The organism is Chitinibacter tainanensis DSM 15459, from assembly GCF_000429785.1.
GTDB lineage: Bacteria > Pseudomonadota > Gammaproteobacteria > Burkholderiales > Chitinibacteraceae > Chitinibacter > Chitinibacter tainanensis.
Genome location: NZ_KE386952.1, coordinates 400,520 through 421,858 on the forward strand (window position 1 = coordinate 400,520; position 21,339 = coordinate 421,858).

At 58.8% G+C, this 21,339-nt stretch carries 23 protein-coding genes; 11 read left to right on the top strand and 12 right to left on the bottom strand.

Annotated elements, in window-relative coordinates; all coding sequences use genetic code 11:
• Nucleotides 1-19 precede the first annotated feature (19 nt).
• Entirely contained in the window at nucleotides 20-1,090 is a 1,071-nt protein-coding gene (aroG, locus tag G482_RS0114335) for a 3-deoxy-7-phosphoheptulonate synthase AroG (RefSeq protein ID WP_028450608.1), read from the top strand.
• 144 nt (nucleotides 1,091-1,234) lie between these two features.
• Here the strand turns inward: aroG and G482_RS0114340 are convergent, their stop codons facing one another.
• The 3 genes from G482_RS0114340 to G482_RS0114350 all read right to left on the bottom strand — a co-directional run bounded on the left by G482_RS0114340 (nucleotide 1,235) and on the right by G482_RS0114350 (nucleotide 3,860).
• A complete protein-coding gene (locus G482_RS0114340) occupies nucleotides 1,235-1,852 on the bottom strand; it encodes a chemotaxis protein CheD (RefSeq protein WP_169721085.1) in 618 nt (205 codons plus the stop codon).
• Nucleotides 1,853-1,909: 57 nt separating this feature from the next.
• On the bottom strand, nucleotides 1,910-3,130 hold the full coding sequence (gene zigA, locus G482_RS0114345) for a zinc metallochaperone GTPase ZigA (protein WP_028450610.1): 1,221 nt from the start codon (nucleotides 3,128-3,130) through the stop codon (nucleotides 1,910-1,912).
• Between the two features lie 136 nt (nucleotides 3,131-3,266).
• Nucleotides 3,267-3,860 (bottom strand): FMN-dependent NADH-azoreductase, encoded by a 594-nt coding sequence (locus G482_RS0114350; protein WP_028450611.1) that lies wholly within the window; start codon nucleotides 3,858-3,860, stop codon nucleotides 3,267-3,269.
• Between the two features lie 104 nt (nucleotides 3,861-3,964).
• Here G482_RS0114350 and G482_RS0114355 point away from each other — a divergent pair, with 104 nt between their 5' ends.
• On the top strand, nucleotides 3,965-4,864 hold the full coding sequence (locus G482_RS0114355) for a LysR substrate-binding domain-containing protein (protein ID WP_034619760.1): 900 nt from the start codon (nucleotides 3,965-3,967) through the stop codon (nucleotides 4,862-4,864).
• On the opposite strand, the gene G482_RS0114360 is transcribed toward G482_RS0114355, so the two are convergent.
• Together G482_RS0114360 and G482_RS0114365 are read right to left on the bottom strand one after the other, a co-directional pair.
• Nucleotides 4,865-5,845, bottom strand: a complete 981-nt coding sequence (locus G482_RS0114360) for a TDT family transporter (RefSeq protein WP_028450613.1) — start codon at nucleotides 5,843-5,845, stop codon at nucleotides 4,865-4,867.
• Nucleotides 5,846-6,014: 169 nt separating this feature from the next.
• A complete protein-coding gene (locus G482_RS0114365) occupies nucleotides 6,015-6,218 on the bottom strand; it encodes a DUF2061 domain-containing protein (RefSeq protein WP_028450614.1) in 204 nt (67 codons plus the stop codon).
• 212 nt (nucleotides 6,219-6,430) lie between these two features.
• Here G482_RS0114365 and G482_RS0114370 point away from each other — a divergent pair, with 212 nt between their 5' ends.
• On the top strand, nucleotides 6,431-7,156 hold the full coding sequence (locus G482_RS0114370; protein WP_028450615.1) for an MgtC/SapB family protein: 726 nt from the start codon (nucleotides 6,431-6,433) through the stop codon (nucleotides 7,154-7,156).
• Nucleotides 7,157-7,222: 66 nt separating this feature from the next.
• Here G482_RS0114370 and G482_RS0114375 read toward each other — a convergent pair whose 3' ends face one another.
• Both G482_RS0114375 and G482_RS0114380 read right to left on the bottom strand, forming a co-directional pair.
• The gene (locus tag G482_RS0114375) at nucleotides 7,223-7,831 is read right to left on the bottom strand and encodes a nitroreductase family protein (protein WP_028450616.1); all 609 of its coding nucleotides are present in this window, start codon (nucleotides 7,829-7,831) and stop codon (nucleotides 7,223-7,225) included.
• A 4-nt stretch (nucleotides 7,832-7,835) separates the two neighbouring features.
• On the bottom strand, nucleotides 7,836-8,651 hold the full coding sequence (locus tag G482_RS0114380; protein WP_028450617.1) for a sugar phosphate isomerase/epimerase family protein: 816 nt from the start codon (nucleotides 8,649-8,651) through the stop codon (nucleotides 7,836-7,838).
• A gap of 116 nt (nucleotides 8,652-8,767) precedes the next feature.
• Here G482_RS0114380 and G482_RS0114385 point away from each other — a divergent pair, with 116 nt between their 5' ends.
• The gene (locus G482_RS0114385) at nucleotides 8,768-9,652 is read left to right on the top strand and encodes a LysR family transcriptional regulator (RefSeq protein ID WP_169721086.1); all 885 of its coding nucleotides are present in this window, start codon (nucleotides 8,768-8,770) and stop codon (nucleotides 9,650-9,652) included.
• Between the two features lie 196 nt (nucleotides 9,653-9,848).
• On the opposite strand, the gene G482_RS0114390 is transcribed toward G482_RS0114385, so the two are convergent.
• On the bottom strand, nucleotides 9,849-10,235 hold the full coding sequence (locus G482_RS0114390) for a VOC family protein (protein WP_028450619.1): 387 nt from the start codon (nucleotides 10,233-10,235) through the stop codon (nucleotides 9,849-9,851).
• 180 nt (nucleotides 10,236-10,415) lie between these two features.
• On the opposite strand from G482_RS0114390, the gene G482_RS0114395 reads away from it, so the two are divergent.
• Nucleotides 10,416-11,303, top strand: coding sequence for a fructosamine kinase family protein (locus tag G482_RS0114395; protein ID WP_028450620.1), 888 nt, complete (start codon nucleotides 10,416-10,418; stop codon nucleotides 11,301-11,303).
• Between the two features lie 65 nt (nucleotides 11,304-11,368).
• On the opposite strand, the gene G482_RS0114400 is transcribed toward G482_RS0114395, so the two are convergent.
• Nucleotides 11,369-12,013, bottom strand: a complete 645-nt coding sequence (locus G482_RS0114400; RefSeq protein ID WP_028450621.1) for an NAD(P)-dependent oxidoreductase — start codon at nucleotides 12,011-12,013, stop codon at nucleotides 11,369-11,371.
• 113 nt (nucleotides 12,014-12,126) lie between these two features.
• Between G482_RS0114400 and G482_RS0114405 the strand changes: the two genes are divergently transcribed.
• Nucleotides 12,127-13,008, top strand: coding sequence for a LysR family transcriptional regulator (locus tag G482_RS0114405; RefSeq protein ID WP_028450622.1), 882 nt, complete (start codon nucleotides 12,127-12,129; stop codon nucleotides 13,006-13,008).
• 902 nt (nucleotides 13,009-13,910) lie between these two features.
• Here G482_RS0114405 and G482_RS19810 read toward each other — a convergent pair.
• The gene (locus G482_RS19810; protein WP_051259060.1) at nucleotides 13,911-14,270 is read right to left on the bottom strand and encodes a hypothetical protein; all 360 of its coding nucleotides are present in this window, start codon (nucleotides 14,268-14,270) and stop codon (nucleotides 13,911-13,913) included.
• A 211-nt stretch (nucleotides 14,271-14,481) separates the two neighbouring features.
• Nucleotides 14,482-15,423, bottom strand: coding sequence for a phosphotransferase (locus tag G482_RS0114425; RefSeq protein ID WP_169721087.1), 942 nt, complete (start codon nucleotides 15,421-15,423; stop codon nucleotides 14,482-14,484).
• A gap of 107 nt (nucleotides 15,424-15,530) precedes the next feature.
• Between G482_RS0114425 and G482_RS19815 the strand changes: the two genes are divergently transcribed.
• From G482_RS19815 to G482_RS0114450, 5 genes are read left to right on the top strand one after another with little or no spacing between them, the layout of a single operon-like run.
• Nucleotides 15,531-16,421: a helix-turn-helix transcriptional regulator gene (locus tag G482_RS19815; protein WP_028450625.1), complete on the top strand. Its 891-nt coding sequence runs from the start codon at nucleotides 15,531-15,533 to the stop codon at nucleotides 16,419-16,421.
• 8 nt (nucleotides 16,422-16,429) lie between these two features.
• Complete coding sequence (locus tag G482_RS0114435; protein WP_028450626.1) at nucleotides 16,430-17,209, top strand: sterol desaturase family protein; 780 nt, start codon at nucleotides 16,430-16,432, stop codon at nucleotides 17,207-17,209.
• Nucleotides 17,199-18,080 (top strand): fatty acid desaturase, encoded by an 882-nt coding sequence (locus G482_RS0114440; protein ID WP_034619761.1) that lies wholly within the window; start codon nucleotides 17,199-17,201, stop codon nucleotides 18,078-18,080. The genes G482_RS0114435 and G482_RS0114440 overlap by 11 nt, the downstream gene beginning before the upstream one ends.
• Nucleotides 18,064-19,965, top strand: a complete 1,902-nt coding sequence (locus tag G482_RS0114445) for a StlD/DarB family beta-ketosynthase (protein ID WP_028450628.1) — start codon at nucleotides 18,064-18,066, stop codon at nucleotides 19,963-19,965. Before G482_RS0114440 ends, G482_RS0114445 begins: the two co-directional genes overlap by 17 nt.
• On the top strand, nucleotides 19,962-20,846 hold the full coding sequence (locus G482_RS0114450; protein ID WP_028450629.1) for a DUF6999 family protein: 885 nt from the start codon (nucleotides 19,962-19,964) through the stop codon (nucleotides 20,844-20,846). Before G482_RS0114445 ends, G482_RS0114450 begins: the two co-directional genes overlap by 4 nt.
• Here the strand turns inward: G482_RS0114450 and G482_RS0114455 are convergent.
• Complete coding sequence (locus G482_RS0114455) at nucleotides 20,802-21,287, bottom strand: biotin/lipoyl-containing protein (protein ID WP_084414723.1); 486 nt, start codon at nucleotides 21,285-21,287, stop codon at nucleotides 20,802-20,804. The genes G482_RS0114450 and G482_RS0114455 overlap by 45 nt on opposite strands.
• Nucleotides 21,288-21,339: the final 52 nt, after the last annotated feature.

Here is a 21,339-nt window from a genome sequence, read left to right on the forward strand (position 1 = left end):
TTTTGCCGCAGGGACGACCATGCATTACCAAACCGACGACGTACGCATCCGCGAAATTAAAGAATTACTGCCCCCGGTGGCGGTGATTGAGAAATATCCTGTTAACGAAACCGCGTCGACTGCCGTGTTTGAAACCCGGCAGGCGATTCACCGCATCCTGAACGACGAAGACGACCGCCTGCTGGTCATCATCGGCCCCTGTTCGATTCATGACACCAAATCAGCGCTGGAATATGGCGAGCGCCTGCTGAAACTGCGCGAAGTCTACAAAGACCAGCTGGAAGTCGTGATGCGCGTGTATTTCGAAAAACCGCGTACCACCGTGGGCTGGAAAGGCCTGATCAACGATCCGTTCCTCAATGGCAGCTTCAATATCAACGAAGGCCTGCGCATTGCGCGCAAATTGCTGGTAGATCTGAACAACACCGGCCTGCCAACCGCCGGCGAATTCCTCGACATGATCACCCCGCAATATGTGGCCGATCTGATGAGCTGGGGCGCGATTGGCGCGCGCACCACCGAATCACAAGTGCACCGCGAGCTGGCGTCTGGCCTGTCTTGCCCGGTAGGCTTTAAAAACGGCACCGATGGCAATCTGAAAATCGCCTTCGACGCGATCAAATCAGCCAGCCAGCCACACCATTTCCTGTCGGTGACTAAATACGGTCATTCTGCGATTGTGGCCACCGGCGGCAACCCGGATTGCCACGTGATTCTGCGCGGCGGTAAAGAGCCTAACTACGACGAAAACCACGTGCGCGCCGCCACGGCCGATCTGGCTGCCGCCGGTCTGGCACAGAAAATCATGGTCGATTTCAGCCACGCCAATAGCCGCAAAGACTATCGTCGCCAGATGGAAGTGTGTAACGACGTTTGCGCGCAAGTCAGCGGCGGCAACGAGGCGATCTTTGGTGTAATGGTAGAAAGCCATCTGGTGGAAGGCCGCCAGGACGACAACAGCGGCAAAGAGCTGTGCTACGGCCAATCGATTACCGATGCCTGCATCGGCTGGGCCGACACGGAAAAACTGCTGGCCGATCTGGCCAATGCCGTGGCCACCCGTCGCGCACTGAAAAAAGTGAACGTGTAAGCGCTCCGCGCCATTCGTTCATCAAGGGTATTGCCCGCCAAGCATTCATTTGCAAGGCGCACAGGGCAATACCCTTTTATTTTTTAGAACTTACCGCACCATCTTACTGCGCAGAAAAAGCCAATCCGGGCTGGCCAATCCACGCTAGAAATAATCGATCCGTGGCTGCGTTTCGGCCGCCAGCAAACGCTCGGCCAGCGCTTTTTCGCGCGCCGCCAGCGCCTGCATATTGTCGCGCTGGCCCACGGCCAGCCGCTGGCAATACACATCGCCATGCCGTGGCTCCAAAATCACCTTGCGCGCCCATGCGCCGCCCCAGTCACACGCCACCAGCGGAATCTCTTCCGCCGCCAGCCAGCGCTCGGCAAACAGCATATTTTTACGCCCCATACTGAATTGCAGCGAGAGATTGAGCAGATCACCACCGCCAAAGGCCTTGGCCTGCAGCCGCGTGCGCATGGCGCCAGCTTTGAGCATGGCATTGAGCAGCACTTCCATCGAGGTCAGCCCCGACAGATAGCCGGCTTCATCATCTTGGGAATGTTTCAGGGGCACCAGAAAATGATTCATCCCGATCAGATGCTGCTCGGGGTCGTGCAAACAGACGGCCACGCACGAGCCGAGCGTGGTCTTGATCGGGTGATGGCGGTGCACGGCCACTTCGCCGGCCAGCAGATTATGCGCCCGGATTTCCAGCTGGCGCAGATCGCAAGCGCGCTGGTCGACCGTTTCACCGGGCGTATCGTAATGAACCCATTTCATTGGCGGCATACGGGTGGGAGAACCGCTTTACTATAGGCCAACCCACCCAGCCTTGCCTTAGGCGAGCGCCGGCGCTGTCTCGGCGGTTGCGTCGCTCACCTCGCCCCAGCGCGGGAAGGGGTCGGGCAGGGCACGCCAGCTGCCGCTGCTCAGCTCCGCCGGGGTGAGCAGGCAAGCATCCAGTTGCTCACGCAGCGCGGCTTCATCCATACCACAGCCAATCAGCACCAGCTGCTGCCGGCGATCGCCATACAGCGGGTCCCAGTTGGCGCGGATTTCGGCCTGGCTCTCTTCATCGCTGGGCCAGTATTCTTCTGGCGTGGCCGCCCACCAGTAGCCGCCGGCGCCATGCCGGCAAGCCCCGCCCGCCTGCGACCAGCTCCCGGCAAATTCAGGCCGGCTGGCGAGCCAGAAAAAGCCCTTCGAGCGAATCACGCCCGGCCATTCGTGATTGATCAAGGCCCAGAAGCGCTGCGGGTGCAGTGGGGCGCGGGCGTTCCAGACAAAACTACTGATGCCGTATTCCTCGGTTTCTGGCAGATGTTCGCCGCGCAGCTCGGCCAGCCAGCCGGGGGCGTTTTCGGCTTCGGCAAAATCAAAGCGCCCGGTGCCCAAAATCGCCGGTAGCGGCACTTGCCCTTGCTCGGCCACAAGCTGCACCGCGCGCGGGTTCAGCGCCGCCAGAATGCCCTGCAGCTGGCCCAGCTGCTCGGCGCTGACCAAATCCGGCTTGCTGATCACCAGCACATCGCAAAACTCCACCTGCTCGATCAGCAGATCAACCAGCGTACGGTCGTCGTCTTCGCCGGCGCTGCCGCCGCGTTCTGCCAACAGCTCGCTACTGGCGTAATCACGCAGAAAATTAAACGCATCCACCACGGTGACCATGGTATCGAGCTGGGCCAGATCGGCCAGCGATTGGCCTTGTTCGTCGCGGAAGGTGAAGGTTTCGGCAATCGGCAGCGGCTCGGCAATGCCGGTGGATTCGATCAGCAGATAATCAAAGCGGCCATCGCGCGCCAACTGGGCCACTTCTTGCAGCAAATCTTCGCGCAACGTGCAGCAAATGCAGCCATTGCTCATTTCCACCAGCCGCTCTTCGCCACGGCGAAAGCCGCCCTGATGGATCAGCTCGCCATCGATATTCACATTGGAGAGATCATTCACAATCACCGCCACCCGCAAACCTTCGCGGTTGCGCAGCACGTGATTGAGTAAAGTGGTTTTCCCGGCGCCCAGAAAGCCGGATAAAACGGTGACCGGAAGTTTTTGCGACATGGCGGTTTTCCTGTTGCACTGAAAACGGCCATCATAATTAAACGCAACTCAGTTGCGCAACTATGTTGCATATAGAGCAAAAAAAATGGCCGGTGGGCAACCGGCCAAAACAGGGAGGATTTTCGACAACAATCGATTACAGGGCGCCGATTTGCTGGCGGGCTTGTGCCAGCGCGGGGTCACGCACATCCGGGCCCATCGCCAGGCCTTCGGCGGTGATGACGCGAATATCGGTGATGCCCAAAAAGCCCAGCAGCACGCGCAGATAATCCACATGGGCAATCCCGGTAGGGGTGCCGGCATGCTGACCACCGGCGGTAGCCACGATCACGGCGCGTTTGCCACCGGCCAGGCCTTCCGGGCCATTGGCGCCGTATTTAAAGGTCACGCCGGCCACGCTGATCATATCGATCCAGGCTTTGAGCTGGCTGGGGATCGAGAAGTTGTACATCGGCGCGCCAATCACCAGGGTATCGGCCGCCAGAAACTCGGCCATGACCGCTTCGGCTTCACGCACTTGCGCGGCTTGCTCGGCGCTACGGCTTTCGGCCGGCGTACCTTTGGCCGCCAGCAGCGCGCCATCCAGTTGCAGCGCATGCTGAGCCAAATCGCGGTAAACCACATTCACGCTGCTTTCTGCCAAGCGAATGCTTTCTACGACTTCGCGAGTCAGTTGGCGCGAAACAGAATGGTCGGCCAGGATGCTGGAATCAAGATGCAGGATATTCATGGTGGTGTCCTTTGCGCGGGGCGCATTCAAGTTTTGATGGACACAGAATATATTCGATGCAAAATTGGCACTAGTTAGTGAATTTGGGAAGGATTGTTCTATCTATGCAACCAATCTGTGCCGACTTTAATGATTATGTGTATTTCGCCCGCGTGGTGGATTGCGGCGGGTTTTCCGCTGCGGCACGCCACATTGGCATCCCCAAGTCGCGGTTATCGCGGCGCATTGCCGCACTGGAAAGCCGGCTTGGGGTGCGGCTGTTACAGCGCAGTACGCGCAAACTCACGCTCACCGATGTGGGGCAACAGTTTCTCAGCCATTGCCAAACCATCTTGCGCGAGGGCGAAGCCGCCGAGCGGGTGGCCGCCAGCTTGCTCGCCGAGCCCGCCGGACGGGTGCGGCTATCGGCGCCGGCCGAATTACTCAATCGCCTCACCGAAATGCTGCAGCGCTTTATTCTGCAACACCCCAAAGTGGTGCTCGAAACCGTGGCCACTGCGCGGCGGGTCGATCTTCTGGAAGAAGGCATCGATGTGGCGCTGCGGGTACGCACTACCGATGATGAAGACCCCCAATGGGCCACCCGACGCCTACGCCCGGCCTATGCGGTGCTGGTGGCCAGCCCCGCGCTGGTGCAGCAGCTGGGCGGCATACTCACCCCCGGCGCGCTGGCGATGGCGCCGGCTTTGGGCGTGGTGGGCGCGGATCAGCGCATTCACTGGCGGCTGATGAATGCCCAGGGCGAAGTGCGCGAATTCAGCCTGCCGCCCCGCCTAGTTACCGAGCATTTTGGCTTGCGCCGGCAGGCGGCGCTGGATGGCCTGGGCGTGACCATGATGCCGCGGGAAAACGTTGCGGCCGAGCTGGCCGCCGGTACGCTGGTGGAAGTTTTACCCGACTGGCATTTCCCGCCCAGCTATTTGCAGGCGGTGTATGTCAGCCAGCGGGGCTTATCGCCCGCGGTGCGGGCCTTGCTCGATCTGCTGGTAGAAACGCTAGGCTAATTACTGCGCGGCCCCGCGCAGCTTGGCCAGCCAAATGGCATAGCGTACCGCCACATAGCTAATCACCACGGTGGCAATCGCCAGCTCGATCCGCGCCAGCGTTTGCACTTGCAAGATAATATCGCCCGGCAGAGCCCAATCGATAAAAAAGGCCTGCACTTTAAACAGCGCGGTAGCGCCAATCGCCAGCGGGAAGGTCAGGGCGGCAAAGCCGGGGCTAAACGGCAGGCGCAACAGGTGCAGCAGGGCCACATACACGATCAGCGTCATCGTCACCGCCACTCCCAGCAAGATCATCACCAGCAGCGGGCTAGGGTCGGTGGCAACGCGCAGATAGGCCGCCAGGGTGAGGCTAGCTGGCGCGGCCAAGATGGCAATCGTGGGCTGCGCGCCTTCGGGAATCGTGGGGTGAAAAATCAGCCGGTAAAACATCCACGGCAGCATGATGGCATAGCAGGCCAGCGCAAACGCCATACAGCCCCAGGCCAGCAGATAGCTCCAGCTACCCACGGTGCCCGACCAGCTCACCGCCGCCACGGCAATGCCCACCGGCGGCACAAACCAGCTTGGCACCATATGATGCATGGCGAATTCCTGCCGGCGGTGGCGGATAAACTGCGCCAGAAACCAGCCATGCAGCCCAATCGCCAGCACCCACACCGCCGTGCCTAGATCGGCATGCAGCAGGCTTAGGCCATGGCTCACCACCATCAGCGCCATCGCAAACGTGGGCACCACGCTGCCCACCACCGGGTGGCGCAAATCATTGCCCAGCGACGGCAAATCCAGCGTAAAGCGCGTGGCGAGTGCCAGCAGCAGCAGTGCGGCCAGCGTCATCGTCACCAGCTCGAGCCGCCCATTGGCCTGCAGCACAAAATCCAGGCACATGCCCAAGCCGCTGATTCCCAGCGCCAGCCCGGCCAGTGGGGTAGGTAATTGCCGGCACCAGCCACCGGCTTGTTGCGAAAGTTGCAGCGCCATAATCATCTCCAAAACAGATTGATAATTTATTATCTATCTATTATGACAATATATCGATGCAACTATGCACAATTCGCCAGCAGCCAAAATACCGCCAAGGGTATAGCCAGCTAAGCACTATCAAATAATGATTAGTTGGCTATACCCTCAGAAAAATCGCCACATCGCCTTAACCCAGGCGCAGGCTGCGGCCCACGCTTTGCGCCGCGCGGTACGCATCCCAGGCTTTTTCGTGGAAGAAATACGCCACGGTATTCACCATCGGCTCGATTAAGGCCAGCGCGCTCGCCACGCCCCAGCTGCCGGTCAGCAGATAGGCCACGGTGAAAGCCACACTGAAATGCACAATCGCGAAAGTAATGGTTTTAAGCATGATGCGCTCCTTGCGGCCGCTCGGCCAATGTCTTGAGTTGAAGTAATGATAATGAGTCGCAAACAATAGATCTAATTGATTGTTTTTCTGATCACGATAGCCATTGGCAATGCGCGGTAAAACTGCCGCGCCGCCACGCCCCACGCCCGCTACACTGACGGCCACGCACGCCAAGTCATTGTTTTGCCATTTGTTACTGATAAGGTGAGGGTATGCACAGCATTTTGAATCTGGATTGGGCATCGCTACTCGATAGCCTAATCAGCCTTGCCACCGCGTTTATTCTGGGCGGCCTTGTGGGGCTAGAGCGCCAAGTGCGCCAGCGCACGGCCGGCCTGCGCACCAATGTACTGGTCTGCGTGGGCGCCGCCATTTTTGTGGATATCGCCATGCGGTTTCACCAGCTGTATGGCGGCTCGCCCAGCCCGCTGCAGGTAATCGCCTACGTAGTATCTGGGGTGGGCTTTCTGGGTGCGGGCGCCATCATGCGCGAAGAAGGCAATGTACGCGGCATCAACACCGCCGCCACCCTGTGGGGCTCGGCCGCCATTGGCTGCGCCGCCGGTGCCGATCTGATCGCCGAAGCCATTCTGGCCACCGGCTTTGTGCTGGCCGCCAACACACTGCTGCGCCCGATGGTGAATCGCATCAACCGCCAGCCGCTCGATACCGAAGTGGAAGCCACCTACACCGTGCATGTCATCGGCCCGCGCCAACAGCGCAAAGAGCTACTAGCCCAAATCAAATACGCCTGCGCCGCCGCCCAGTTTCCACTGCATGATGTGGATATCGCCCCCTTTGATGGCGACGAAATCGAAATCGAAGCCGTATTGCTCCCCACCTCACTGGATAGCCGCGAGCTGGATCAGCTGGTGGATACCCTCAGGCTTGATCCGCAGGTGAAGCAAGCGTTCTGGAGCTTGAGTACGATTGATTAAATAGACAATACCTACACCAGGTATTGCACCAAGCCGTCTTCAAATAAAAAGCTTCATGGCAATACCCTAGACCATCAGTAGCACCTCAGCCACAGTCTTACGTGGTTTTCGCGGCCAATTGCCCGCGCCAGCGCGACCAACCGGCAACAACATCACCGGCACTTCATGCTCCGCCAGACCGAATTCAGCACTTACCCCGGCCGCATCAAAACCGATCATCGGGCAGCTAGCCCAGCCATGGTGCTGCGCCGCCAGCATCAATGCCATCGCCGCCAACGAGGCTGAACGGATGGCTTCATCGCGCTGCAACTGCGGCTGTGCCTGATAGCCCTCGGTGGCATAGTGCACCATCATCTGCTGCAGCTCGCTGCTCAAAATACCTGCCGCAACGGCGGGTTGCAGCGTGGTGGCCAGCTCGGTATGAAACCCCATTTGCCCGCAAATAATAAAGGTAACCGCCGCATCAGCCACTTTCTGCTGGCCGTAGGCTAGGGGCAGGAGCCGCGCCTTGGCCGCGGCGCTCTGCACAGCAATAAAGCGCCAGTTTTGTGCGTTGTAGGCACTGGGTGCCTGCGTAGCCAGCGCAATCAATGTCTGTAGCTGGACGGGGCTCAGTTCGAAATCCGGGTCAAAATAATTGCAGGAAATACGCTCTTGCAGCAGGGTGAGCAACATGGTTTTACTCCGTGATGGTGTGGGTGGATAAACACTGCCGTAACCAGTGCTGTACGGCGCGTGCTTGGGTGTGCAATTCAGCGGGGGCGCCAGGCGTTAGGCATTCCAGATACAGCCGGCCGCCATCAGCAAGTGCCTGCCATTGGGTTAGTAGCGCAGGAAAATCCACTATCCCGTGCCCCGGCTGCACCGCCACATCGGGGCCACGAGGGCCAAACTGACAGTCTTTCAGGATGAAGTGATCGATGGCCGGAGCCAGCTGCTGCAGATACGCTTGCAGCGGCACGTCCGCTCCGCCGTAATACAGCCAGTTGCCCGGATCAAAACTAAAGCGAAAGGCTATGCTGCCCAGTATGTCGCGGAAGCTCAATAGATCATTGACTGTCTGACTAATACCCCCGTGGGGCTTAATGGCAATCACAAGCCCAGCCGCTGCGGCCAGCGGCAACACGGACTGCATCAGCGCCAAATAGGCTGGCCGCAGCGCTGGCTCGCAACCCAAATCCAGCAGCGTGCTAACACCCAACGCAGCGGCATGCTCGATCAATCGGGCATAGCGCAGACTGGCGGCCGCCAGACCCAATTCCAGCCGCGTTTCAGCCAATAGCAGCGGCACTTGCAAGCCCGCATCAGCCAACAGCTGCTGCACCGCCCACCGCTCTCGCTCACTACTATCGCCATGCACCGGCACTTGCCAACCTTCAGCACTCGCCTGGTACATGAGGCCCACCTCAGTAAAACCGGCAGCGGCAATCGCCGTCAGCGCCGCAGGCAAGGGCAGACTCTGCCACGGTCGGGTGGTACAGGCCAAAGTAAACATAACAGCACTCGTGGATGGAATGTGTGCAGTATTCTCCAAACAAAAACCTGAATAAATATCGGTATAATTTGTTGATTACTTATTTTTGGTTAGTAATTGTGGACAAATTGCGCGCAATGGCAGTGTTGGTTAGCGTGGCCGAAGCTGGCAATTTCACCCTGGCAGCTGAGCGGCTGGGTATCTCGGCGGTGATGGTAGGTAAACATATTCAGCAGCTAGAGCACGCACTGGGCGCAGTGTTGATCGAGCGCACTACCCGCAAACAGCGCCTCACTGCACAGGGGCAAAGCTATTACCAGCAGTGCAAGCTCGTGCTGGCGCAAGTGCAGCACGCCGACCAGCTACTGGCGGCACATCAAATCCAGCCCAGCGGCCGCCTGCGCATTAGCGCGCCACGTACACTGGGCAGCCTGTGGCTGGCGCCACGGATCATGGCGTTTATGGCGCAATATCCACAGCTCAGCCTTGATCTGCAGCTCAACAACCGACCGGTAGATTTACTGGAAGAAGATTTTGATTTGGCAGTGCGCATCGGCCCAGTGCACAACAAGGCGCTCATTGCCCGCCGGCTGGGCGACTATCAATTGGTGCTAGCCGCCGCGCCCAGCTATCTAGCTCAACACGGTATGCCAAGCCATCCATCCGAGCTGAACCGCCACCAATTAATGCAACATCAAGTCTGGGATGAGCGACCGCACGATGTGCAAATTACCCTGCGCGATCACCAGCGCTGGCCGGTGCAATCCCGGCTCTGCAGCAACGACAGCCAGGCCCTGCGCACCGCAGCTCTGGCTGGGCTAGGGCTGATTTTTCAACCCGCACTACTCCTGAGCGACGTACTCGCCAGCGGCGAGCTGATCCCAGTCCTGCCCGAATATTGGCCGCAGCCATGGCCGATTCATCTGCTCTATCGAACCTCACAGCGAGGCAGCGTAAAAATCGAACGGCTGGTGAGCTGGTTGCAGCAAACAGATGCCAAGGCGGAAGTGCCAGAAAATTAATAAGCCTGCGAAGGGTATCTCGACTAAAACCAATTCAAGCTTGGCTTACAGAGCAATACATAGGCACGTATAGACAAACAGCTCCGGGCGGGGAAGAAGCGGCAATAGGCAAGCGGGCGCGATGTTGTTAAAGCCCGCCGCCTTTCCGATTGTCCGCAGCGATGTGCAACAAAGCCTCGGGGCATAAGAAATGCACTTATTGCATTGAATGAAGGCCAATCATATTGCCTTCGGTATCGACCACCATCGCAATAAAACCATGCTCACCAATCGACATTTTGTGCTTGAAGATTTCGCCGCCGTTGGCTGCTGCTCGTTCGGCCTCCACGGCACAATCCTCACACGCGAAATAAACCATCGTGCTGCCGCCAGATGGGCAGCCCGCCATTTTTACGAGTGCGCCAGCGGCACCAGAGTCTTCCATTGACATTGGAAATGCCCACATTTCCATCTCAGGAAACCCTTCGGGATCAGGATTCTTCAATTCCTCCAATGGGCCTTGGAATACCGCTTCGTAAAATGCCTTGGCACGGCCCATGTCTTGAACATAAATTTCAAACCAAGCAACTGGATTACTTTTCATTCGATTTTTCCTTTTGAATACCAATAAAGCAGAGTCAGCGAACGGTAATTATGAGTGGGCGCACATGTGAAAAACAAGGTTTGCCGTGCGATTTATCCCCACTGCTTAGCCTGACGCAAAAACCGCTCAATGCTCTCGCACTACAATCAAGGCCTCCACCTTTTGTTGGAAGTGAATAGCATGCCCAATTTGATTACTGCGATCGAATCCGCCATCACCGCCACCACCGGCCAGCCGTTTCACGTGAAACAGCAGCGCAGCGTGGGTGGGGGCTGTATTAATCAGGCGCTAGTATTGAGCGATGGGGCTGTGGGTGGGCGGCAGTATTTTGTAAAGCTCAATCGCGCCGCGCTGCATGGCATGTTTGTGGCCGAGGCGGCAGGGCTGGCGGCGCTCAGCGCGGGGATACGCGTGCCGCAACCCATTGCGCATGGCGTGTGTGATGGGCAGGCTTGGCTGGTGTTGGAATATTTGCCGCTCAGTGGCGCACCCGACCCCAACGCCATGGGGCAGGCGCTGGCCCAACTGCATCGCATTACCCCAACTGGCGCACCGAGCTTTGGTTGGGAGATGGATAACACCATCGGCAGTACTCCGCAAAGTAATCGCTGGCGCGAAAGCTGGGTGGATTTTTGGCGCGAGGAGCGCCTGCTGCCGCAGTTCAAATTAGCGCGGAAAAATGGCTGTGATTTTGGTGCGGCGGGCGCACAGCTGCTGGATAAACTCCCAGAGTTTTTTCGCGATTACACGCCGCAGCCGAGCTTGCTACATGGCGATTTGTGGGGCGGCAATGCGGCGGGGCTGGCGGATGGTACGCCAGTGATTTTCGACCCCGCATGTTACTTTGGCGACCGCGAATGCGATTTGGCGATGACCGAGCTATTCGGTGGCTTCGGCCCACGCTTTCTCGCCGCCTATCACGCCGCATGGCCGATAGATGCCGGCTACGCGCAGCGCAAAACGCTGTATAACCTGTACCACATCGTGAACCATGTGAATTTATTCGGCAGCGGCTACGCAGGGCAAGCGCGACAGATGATCGCTAGCTTGCTGCGGATGGCGGCATAAGCCGCGCAGTGCATAAAAAAACGGGGGCAATGCCCCCGTTTTGCTTGATGACTAGCTTAGCCTGATTAGACACTGGCCACAGTAAAACGCTGGCGGCTGTGTTTTGGTGATTCGATTTCATCCACAATCGCCACCGCGAGGTCGGCTACTGAAATGCCGGCAGGCTGCTCACCGGCGAACAAGACGTCATCGCCCCCCAAGCGGTATTGGCCGCTACGCTCGCCCGGAGCAAGGAATACGGGTGGCGATACAAAGCGCCAGTTCAGTGCGGTTTCTTCGCGCAGCAGGTTCAGTGCTGTGCGGGCACCCAACGCGCCTTCTTTCCATTCGGCCGGAAATTCGGGCGTATCAATCAGTTGCAGGCCTGGCGCGATATACAAGCTACCGGCGCCGCCCACTTCCAGAAAGCTTTGCACGCCGGCGACTTTAACACCCGCCACAATCGCATTGTGGCCTTGCACAAACAGCGCCTGAATATCGTCCTTGCCCCAACCTGGGTTAAAGGCCGAAATCACGGCATCGTGGCCGGCCACGGCGGCGGCAATGTCAGCCGCATCATAAGCGTTGCTTGCGCGGGCATTCACACCCGGCAGCGCTGGCACTTTGGCCACATTGCTCACCAGCGCGGTGACGGTATGCCCGCGTTGCGCCAGTTCTTGCAATACTGCCGAGCCAACAAAACCAGTTGCACCAATCAAAGCGATTTTCATTGTGTTTCTCCAGATCAATTAAACAGTGCGCCCATCATATTCCCTTGCTAATCCGCTGATAATCCGTCAAAAATAGCATTCATTATTTAGTTAATCTAAACAATAGGCCCAATATGGAAGCATTACGCCGCATGGCGATCTTTGCCCGCGTGGTTGAGCTAGGCTCGATGAATGCCGCCGCCAAGGCGCTGGGGATGACGCCCTCGGCGGTGAGCCAGCAGCTGAGCAAGCTCGAAGCGCAACACAATGTCACGCTCTTACATCGCACCACGCGCAAGCTCACCCTTACCGAAGCGGGCAGCGTGTTTTATCGGGGCTGCGCCGATATGCTGGCGGCAGCACAACTGGCCGAGCAGCGGATTAACGAGCTGCGCGATGCGCCGGTGGGGGAGCTGCGCCTGTCTGCGCCCACCGGTTTTGCCGGCCCATTAATCAGCCAGGCGCTGGCGCCGCTACTGAAATTGCACCCCAAACTATCGCTGCGGCTGTTTTTTCATGACGAGATGATTGATCTGGTGGCCAACCGCATTGATCTGGCGCTACGCGCGGGCGAGCTAAAAGACTCTAGCCTGATCGCCCGCCATCTCACCGACTGGCCCAATGTGCTGGTGGCTGCGCCGCAATATCTGGCGCGCCAAGCGCCGATTCAGCATCCCGATCAGCTCAGTCAGCTCGATTGGATTGCGATTGAAGCCGGGCGGCATGATTTTGCGTTCTTTCACCCCGATGGGCGGGTAGTGCAGCCGACGCTCACGCCGCGCATTCGCAGCAATAACATCGTTTCGGCACGTGAATTTGTGCTGGCAGGCATGGGGATGGCGATTCAGCCTGAGCCCGAAGTGCGGGCGGCGATTCAGGCCGGGCGCCTGAGTGTAGTGCTGCCGGAATGGCGTTTACCCGCCATTGCCATCTATGCCGTTACGCCGCGACGCGAGGCGCAGCCGGCCAAAGTGCGCTACGCCATCGAGGCGCTGCAAGCGCAGTTGGCTCAGTAATGCGCTAAAGCCCTATATTGGCGAGACTTTTTATCCACAAAACTTATCCACAACCAGTGGAACTGGCAACAGCTAACTCGCTAAATGCAAAAAAACCAAATTCCACGCCAGCAAATTCGAGGCTTTTTTAGTCTAGGCCCACGATTTAGAGCCACGCGAATCACGGATTTGCTTGGCCGGCGGGCCAGATCAGCCAAGGCAGGCGCTTAAACTCGTTCGCTTGCCCGCAGTTATAGACCGCTAATGGATTTTTGCCAGCCGCAAATGCGCAACGATCGGCGCATGGCAAAACTCGCTAAGGGTAGGGGTAAAGTTGCCCCACCCTTGCTATGGATAATTTTGTGGGCAAGCTATTAACAAGCTGTGCGCCTACTGTGGTTCTGCTGTGTATCTAACGGGGAAATCCGGTGAGTATCTCGGTATAAGGCGACTGCCCATACTCGATAAACCACTCAATCGCCCAAGGGCAGCGGGGTAAGGCTAAGCCAAACCATCCGCCGCTCAAGCTGTGGAAAAACGGAAAGCCAAGCTGGGCATCTCGGCCAAATGCATCCGCAACCTGCAAGCAACAGCGATATACCCCAGCATGTATAGACTGCTGAAATAGATCAGGAATAAGCTTGCCGGCTATACCCCTGCCAAACCAGACCGAATCGACCCACGCCTCCGCCTGCTCGGCCCAGCGCACGGCATCGCCCACCACCCGGGCAGAAGCCGCTTGCGCCGGCCCAACTAAAGCGCCGCCGACCTGCGCGGCATGGTGCGCAGCGCGCCCACCCAAGGGATGATGAATCTCAGCTAAGCAATAGTTAGTGGCTAACTATGTAGCGGTCGCCCGCCCATCCATTGTGGATAAGTAGCAAAAGCCGCGGATTTCAGGCCCGCAGGTAGAGGTGACAGCCTTATGCCGCGACCCGCCGCCAGATTTCGAATTCCAGCCGCTCGCCTTGCTCGCCAAAGCGCTCGTTCTGCCATTCACCCGTGGCGGTGAGCTGGGCGCGAAAGGCAAACTGGGTGCCCGCAGTGGCGCCCCAGCTGGCGAGCGCAATGGTTTCGACATAATGGCCATCTTGCAGCGTATAGCTGCCACTGCCAGCGCTATAAAACTGCCCATCTTGCAGGGTGATAAAGGCAAAACCGGTGGCCGAGAGTACTTTGCGCGCGCTAAGGCGCTGCATATCGTAGGGCTGCGGCGCCTGACCGGGCTCGGCGATTTCGCCACGTACCAATTCCCAAGTACCTGCCAGTGAGATAGTTTGCATGGGTTTACTCCTTTTGAGTAAAAAACAGCGGATTAACCCGCCACAGATTGATGACAAACCCCACTCGCAAAGCGAGACTCCCCTCAAGGAGGGGACGGGAGGGGTGGGAATAAAACATAAAGGCTGCTAGTTTCACGCCCTTATTTCCTAGGCTCGGCTTTGCCGAGACTTGAAAATCGTGGTTTTCACTTTGTCAGCAGCCTGCAGCGGATTAACCCGCCAGGGCGAGATCCGCGCAGGACTGCTCGTAGCGGGCCAGTTTGTCGGCAAACCACGCTTCGTCGTACCACTGCAGATTCTGGCTGTGCTTCACGTCATCCCACAGCGAGAAAAACCAGCGCCGCGCTTCAAAGCCGGCTGGCGGGGTGTATTGGGCTAAATACGCCTCCAATAAGCCCAGCTGCGGCGCCACATCGGCGAGGTGGAAAATATCTTGCTCACGATGTCGGTACGCCACATCGCACGGGTCTAACGCCGCCAGCAGCTCCCCGCTGGTGGGCGAGAACAGAAAATTCCCCGCATGCGGGTCATCGTGCACCAAGCTGGAGGGCATACCGGCCAGCGGCGCCAAGATGGCCGCGCGCTGCGCCCAAAGCGCCAGCAAGGCTTGCCGCTGCGCGGGGGTAAACGGGGAATGTAGGTCGGCCACATAAGCAGCCAGCGGCGCGGTCCAGGCCTCGAAGGCCGGCAACAGCGCGGGATAAAACTCGCCAGCGGGGCCTTCAAAGCCGCGCGCATCGGTCTGGGCATGCCACGCCGCGAGTAAGGCGACCACCGCTGCAGCGGCGCGCTCAGGTTGCGGCCAGGGGCTAGGCACATCCCACGGGGCAACACCGGGCAGGCGGTTAAGCAGCAGGGCTTCGCATTCGCGCTCGCCCACCGCCAACACGCCATGCCATAGCGGCGTGGGCATCGCGACAGTTGCGTGGGGCGTCAGCCGCGCCAGCCCGCGCAGCTCTTTGGCCACCCGGCCGGGCTGCCAGCTGAATTTGAGCACCACTTCGCCAGCCGCACCGGCCAAGATCACGGCACAACCATAAAAGCCCTGCACCGCATGCACTACCTGCGCCTCAGCACCATACAGCTGCTGGTAATGCGCCTGCGCAACGTGGGCATAGGCCGCCAAGGCGGCATCAAGCTCAGGAACTGACATCGGCATGACCTCGAACTGAATCAATCAATTTAAACAGCTTGCCAGCCCAGCGGGAATGCTCGAAGATCACCTGCGATTTGTCCAAAAATCACCTGCGGGGCGTGGGGATGGCATTGATTTACTACGAGCGGTTTGATTGTGACGACCAAGGCTGGAACCGCCTGGTGGGCGCGCACGTGTTTCATCAGCCATCGCACCCGCCCATGCGCGAACGTGGGCTATTTATGTGCGGGATTTCCGAAGCGCGCGGCCATACCGAAATCGAGCGCATTGATGCCAATTTTCATGTGCTGCTGTTTTGCCTTGGTGGCAGTGGCGAATTATTTGAAGGCGACCACACCTGGCCTTTTCAGGCTGGCGAGCTGGCAATGCAGCCCGCCCGCGGGCAGCGCGGTTTTCGCCGTACCGGCAGCGAGCCGATGCATCTGGTGTGGTTTCTGCTGCGCGATGAGCCGCGCTGGGCACATCTGAATGCCGCGCACTGCTACGTTAAACCCAACCCGCATGGCTGGGCGTTGCACGATGCTGTATCCATGTATCAGCGTGAAGCCCAATACAGCAATGACCGCCAGAGCTATACCCTGGTGATGCCAGCGCTAGAGTTGCTGTGCCAGCAGCTGGAACGTGCCGTGGGCCCGAGCGAAGCCAGCCCCGGCTGGCCGCAGCAGCTGCAAGCTTTATTCAACGCCGTAGCGCGCGAGCTGGCCCGCGATTGGCCGCTGGATACGCTAGCCAGCCAGCTGCACATCAGCCCGGCGCATTTGCACCGCCTGTGTCTGCAGCATCTGGGCATGCCGCCTGGGCAACAGGTGTTTGTGTTGCGCATGCAAAAAGCCCGTGAGCTACTCGCCAGCGGCCTGCCGGTGGGCAAGGTCGCCAGTCTGGTTGGCTATCAGGAAGTAGCCAGCTTTTCGCGGCGGTTTCGCCAGTATTTTGGCTATTCGCCCAGCCAGAGCCCGCAGCAGAAACCCAGCCGCGCCCCTACCGAAGGATCGTAATACCCGGCATGACTGCGTTCTTTTATGACATTAGCTGGTACGGCATGATGGCCGTGGGGGTGCTGTTTTTTGCGGCACTGTATTTGGGCTTTGGGGCGCTCAATCACGCCCTAAGCCAATGGCTGCTGCCTGCGCTGGGCTACGGCGGGCGGCTAGACCCGCGCCCAATTCCGGCCGGGCAAATCCGCCGTGAGCTGCGCCATTCGGCCCTGGTGGTGTTGCTGTTTGGGGTGGGGATGGTGTTTCCGTGGGGACTGCTGCAGCTGGGCTGGGCCCGGCTGGCGCCACAGGCCAGCGCCGGGCAGATTGCGCTGGAAATGCTGGCGCTGATTATCTGGAACGAAATCCATTTTTACCTCAACCACCGGCTGCTGCACACCCGCTGGCTGCAGCACTTTCACTTACCACATCATCGCTCGGTGGTGACCACGCCGTGGGCCACCTACAGCCTGCATCCGCTGGAGGCCATGATGCTGGGCAATGTGATTTTGCTGCCGATGGTGGTGCATGATTTCAGTGTGTATTCGCTGATGATGGTGCCGGTATTCAGCATTTTTTTTAATAACATCGGCCATTCCAATTACGATTTTCTGCCCGATTACCAGCATGACCGCTGGTGGCTCAATGGCGCCCGCCGCCATCATCTGCACCACGCCTGCTACCACGGCAATTACGGCTTTATGTTTCCGTTTATGGATCGCTGGCTCGGCACCGATTTGCCGCCCGATGCTGCTGCCGAGAAAATCCGCCGTGCGCTGGCCAAAGCAGAGCAGGGCGATGCTGCTTAATCGGCGCGATTCGCAGTCTGTGGCCTATCTGCTCGCCCAGCCGCTGCTGGTAGCACTGCTGTGGCGTGTGCCCATGCACTGGGCGCTCACGGCGGTGGTCTATGGGCTGGTGCTGTTTCTCACTCTCGGGGTGGGGGTGATTCACCATAATCACACCCACCGCAAAATGTGGCGCAGCAAGCGCCTAAACCGTCTGACCGATCTGTGGATAACCGCCCTGCAGGGCCACCCGACCTTTGTGTTTTACCCGGCGCATATCGCCAACCACCACCGCTACCATCATGGCCCGCAAGACGTCGCCCGCACCTATCGTTTTGGCGGTGATACCAATCATTTACTGGGCTATTTGCTGCATCCGCTACAGGCGGGCTGGGTGTTGTACCCCTTGTTTATCCGCTGGCTGCGCCAGCTGCAGCAGCGCCATGCCGGCGCATTTCGCTATTGCCTGCTGCAATACGCCATTGTGCTGCTGCTGTGGGGCACGCTGGCGCTGATCGATGCGCAAAAAATGTTCTGGCTGGTGGTGCTGCCGCAACTGCATGGCCTGCACTGGTTACTGGCCACCAATTACCTGCAACACGCGCATGCCGATGGGCATTCAGCGCTGAATTTCGCCCGCAATTTCGAGGGCTGGGTGAACCCGCTGCTGTTTAATATCGGCCTGCACACCGCCCATCATCGCCACCCGCGCGCGCATTGGTCGAGCCTGCCGCAGCTGCATGCCCAATATCGCCATCACATTCACCCTGCGCTCAATGCCGGCCCTTTGCTGGCCTATATGGGGCGCACTTATCTACTTAGCTTGCTGCACCCCCGCTGGCGCAGCCGCAGTCTGATGACCACAGGAACACCGCATGCCGATTCAGTTTGACCACGTTTATCTGGCCGCCGCCAGCCATTTTCTGCCGGGTGAGCCGGTGGATAACCAGGCGATGGATGCCTATATCGCCCCACTAAACCGCATTTCGGGGCGAATCAAGCAGCGTATTTTGGCCGAAAACGGCATTCAAACCCGGCACTACGCCATTGATGCCAACGGCCACACCCGCTTTAGCCACGCCCAGCTGGCCGCACAAGCGGTGCAGGCTTGCCTCGCCCAGTCGAACACCCCCTTAAGCGAGATTGGCTTGCTCACGATGGGCTCATCGGGCGGCGATGCGCTGATGCCGGGCTTTGCCAATATGCTGCAGGGTGAGCTGGGCGCGCCACCGATGCAAACACTTTCCAGCCAGGGCGTATGCGCCGCGGGGGTGAGCGCGATCGAATTTGCCGCGCAGCAAATCGAGCTGGGCGCGCAGCAACATGCGCTGGCGGTCGCGGCCGAAATGCCGTCGCGGATGTTCAAACGCTCGCGCTTTGCTCCGCGCGGCTATCAAAGCGATTTTGATGCACATTTTTTGCGTTGGATGCTCTCAGACGGCGCCGGCGCGCTGCAGCTCTCCCGCCAGCCCTTTGTGCATCAGGGCAATTTGCGCATCAAGCTGAAATGGATCCACCAAAAGAGTTTTGCCGGTGATTACCCAGTGTGTATGCAGCTGGGGCTGACCGAAGATCGCAGTAGGTCGTTTCTGGATTTTCCATCGTCATCCGAGGCCGAAGCCGCGGGGGCGCTGGCTTTGCGCCAGGATATCCGCCTGCTGCCGCATCTATTTGATGTTTGCATTCATGAATACGTCAAGCTGGTTGACCAGGGCTGGATCCACTCGACGCAGGTCGATCATTTCCTGTGTCATTATTCCTCGGCCAAATTTATGCCGGTGGTGGAAGAGCTGCTGGCCAAGGCGGGCCTCACCATCCCAGCCGAGCGCTGGTATAGCAATCTGAGCAGCCGTGGCAACACCGGGGCGGCCTCGATCTTTATTATGCTGGCCGAGTTTTTGCAGCAAAAAACCCTGCGCGCTGGTGAGAAGATTTTCTGCTTTATCCCCGAATCGGGCCGCATTACCGCCGCGTTTATGCTGTTTGAAGTCGAAGACGCCGGCAGCGACACCAATACCCATCCCAAGTATCAATCTACAGCCAATATATTAGAATCATCCCAGCCATATACCCCAAACATCCAGGCGCCACACAATCCGAGCGAGGCGCCCGAGCCCTTGCAGCCATTACTCGGCCGGCTGGCTAGTTTGTGGCAGGACTATCGCTCATCAGTGTGGCGCACACCGGTGATTCATCAACTGGTGAGCGGGCGCTTTGATGTGGCGGCCTATCGCAACTGGACTGCGCAATGGGTACCGCAAGTGCGGGAGGGCAGCCTCTGGATGCGCGAAGCAGTGGCCTCGCTTGACGGTGATTTTGCCGCGTTGGGCGCGCTGATTGATCTGCACGCCAGCGACGAGCAAAATGATTTCCAGATTCTGTATCAGGATTATCAAGCCGCTGGCGGTACTCAGCCATTAGATGCGCTGCGGCGTAATCCCGGCGGCGAGGCGCTCAATAGCTATTTGCACGCGCTAGCTGCCACGCCCAATCCAGTTGGGCTACTGGGGGCGATTTATATCATCGAAGGCACCGGCCAGCGTATTGTGCCGGCGCTATTGCCGCTGTTGCGCCAGCAAGTGGCGCTACCGCCGCAAGCCTTTCGCTTTTTGGAATATCACGGCGCCAATGACGAGCACCACTTGGCACGCTGGCTGGCCGCGGTGGAGATCACCCTGGCCTTAGCCCCCGAGGCCGCTGACGCCATCTACGCCACGGCGCGCCGCACCGCGCAGCTGTATTTAATGCAATTTGACCATATTCAGGAGCCGGTATGAGCCATTTTCTGGATGCACCGCACGACCCCCGCGACCCTAACCCCTGGCAGGCCTTGTATCTCGACCAGAGCACCCCGTTGCCCGAGCCGGTTAAGCGCGCCTGGCTGACGGATTCGGCCTCGCCCTCGCGGCAATATCTACTGCCACTGGTGCGGCCATTGGCACGGCTGCTGATCATTGTGATTCAGCTGTGCAAAATTGTACTGCCGAAAAAATGGGCCGCCTCCAAGCTCTTGCACCGCATTCTGGTGTGGGGGCTGAAGGGTTTTGTTTCACCCGAGGCCAACTGGCTGATCTTGCGCCATTTTCACCTTGGCGCGCAGATCATCGAGTTTGTGGCCCGCAATGCGCCGGTGGAAGTGCCCCTATCGCCACTCAAGCCCGCTGACATCGATGCGCTGGAAGATGAGCTGTTTCTCAAGCACGACCTGAACCTATTCAATTTTGTGATTCGCTTAAATCAGGCGCTGCAAGCCAGCGGCCAAACGCTGGCGCCAGTAAATCCGGTGGATTTCAGCATGATTAGCGAGCCGCCGCTGGCGCTGGCCGATATGCCGCAGGGGCGGCTGAATGGGATTGATCTACAAACGGCTATCGAGATTTTCACCCCGGTGTATCAGCTCTTTCTGACTGACAATGATTTCTGGCGCGCGGCCAATTCGCTGCAGCTGGATGAAACCATGGGCGTGTATGCCGCCACGATTCTCAATACCCCCCAACACCTGCTGCTATTGAATAACAAGCATCCGCTGGTGCCGCTATCCACCCTGCGCGCCGGCCACCGGCTGGTGCTGCATGGCTTATCCACCGAAATGTTACACTGCCTGCTCAGCCGGCTACGGGCGGAGCAAGAGCTGGCGCAGGCGGGCGAGCAGGGCTAATTCCTGCCGCGCAAAGGCATATACCGCAGCTTCATCAATCACGGCCACGCCTTGCAGCTGGCTCAAATCCAGCCCCAGCTTGGCCGCCAAGGTGGCCGCAGCGGGGCTGACCGCCAATAGCGGGGGGCTGGCGGGCGCGGCGCTTTGCGCTGCATCAGGTTCATCGGCGGGCAGGAGTAAATCGCCGGTAGGCAATTCGGCGATTTCCATCATCAGCAATAAATCATTGCTGTTCACGAAATCGCCATACTCGACCATCAAACTGCTGACTTGTCCGGCCTCGGGCGCCAGCACCGGCCATTCCTGATCGGCAGCCAGCAAGGTGATCAGGCAGGTATCCGCAGCCACTTGCTGGCCCGGTTTCACGTGAAACACGGCCACTTCGGCGGCTTCGGGTAATTCTGGGGCACAAATCAGATGCGTGGTGTAGCGCATTGTCATTATTTACTATCCAAGGCTTGATATTCGCCAATACGATGTCGGCCTTTGCCGA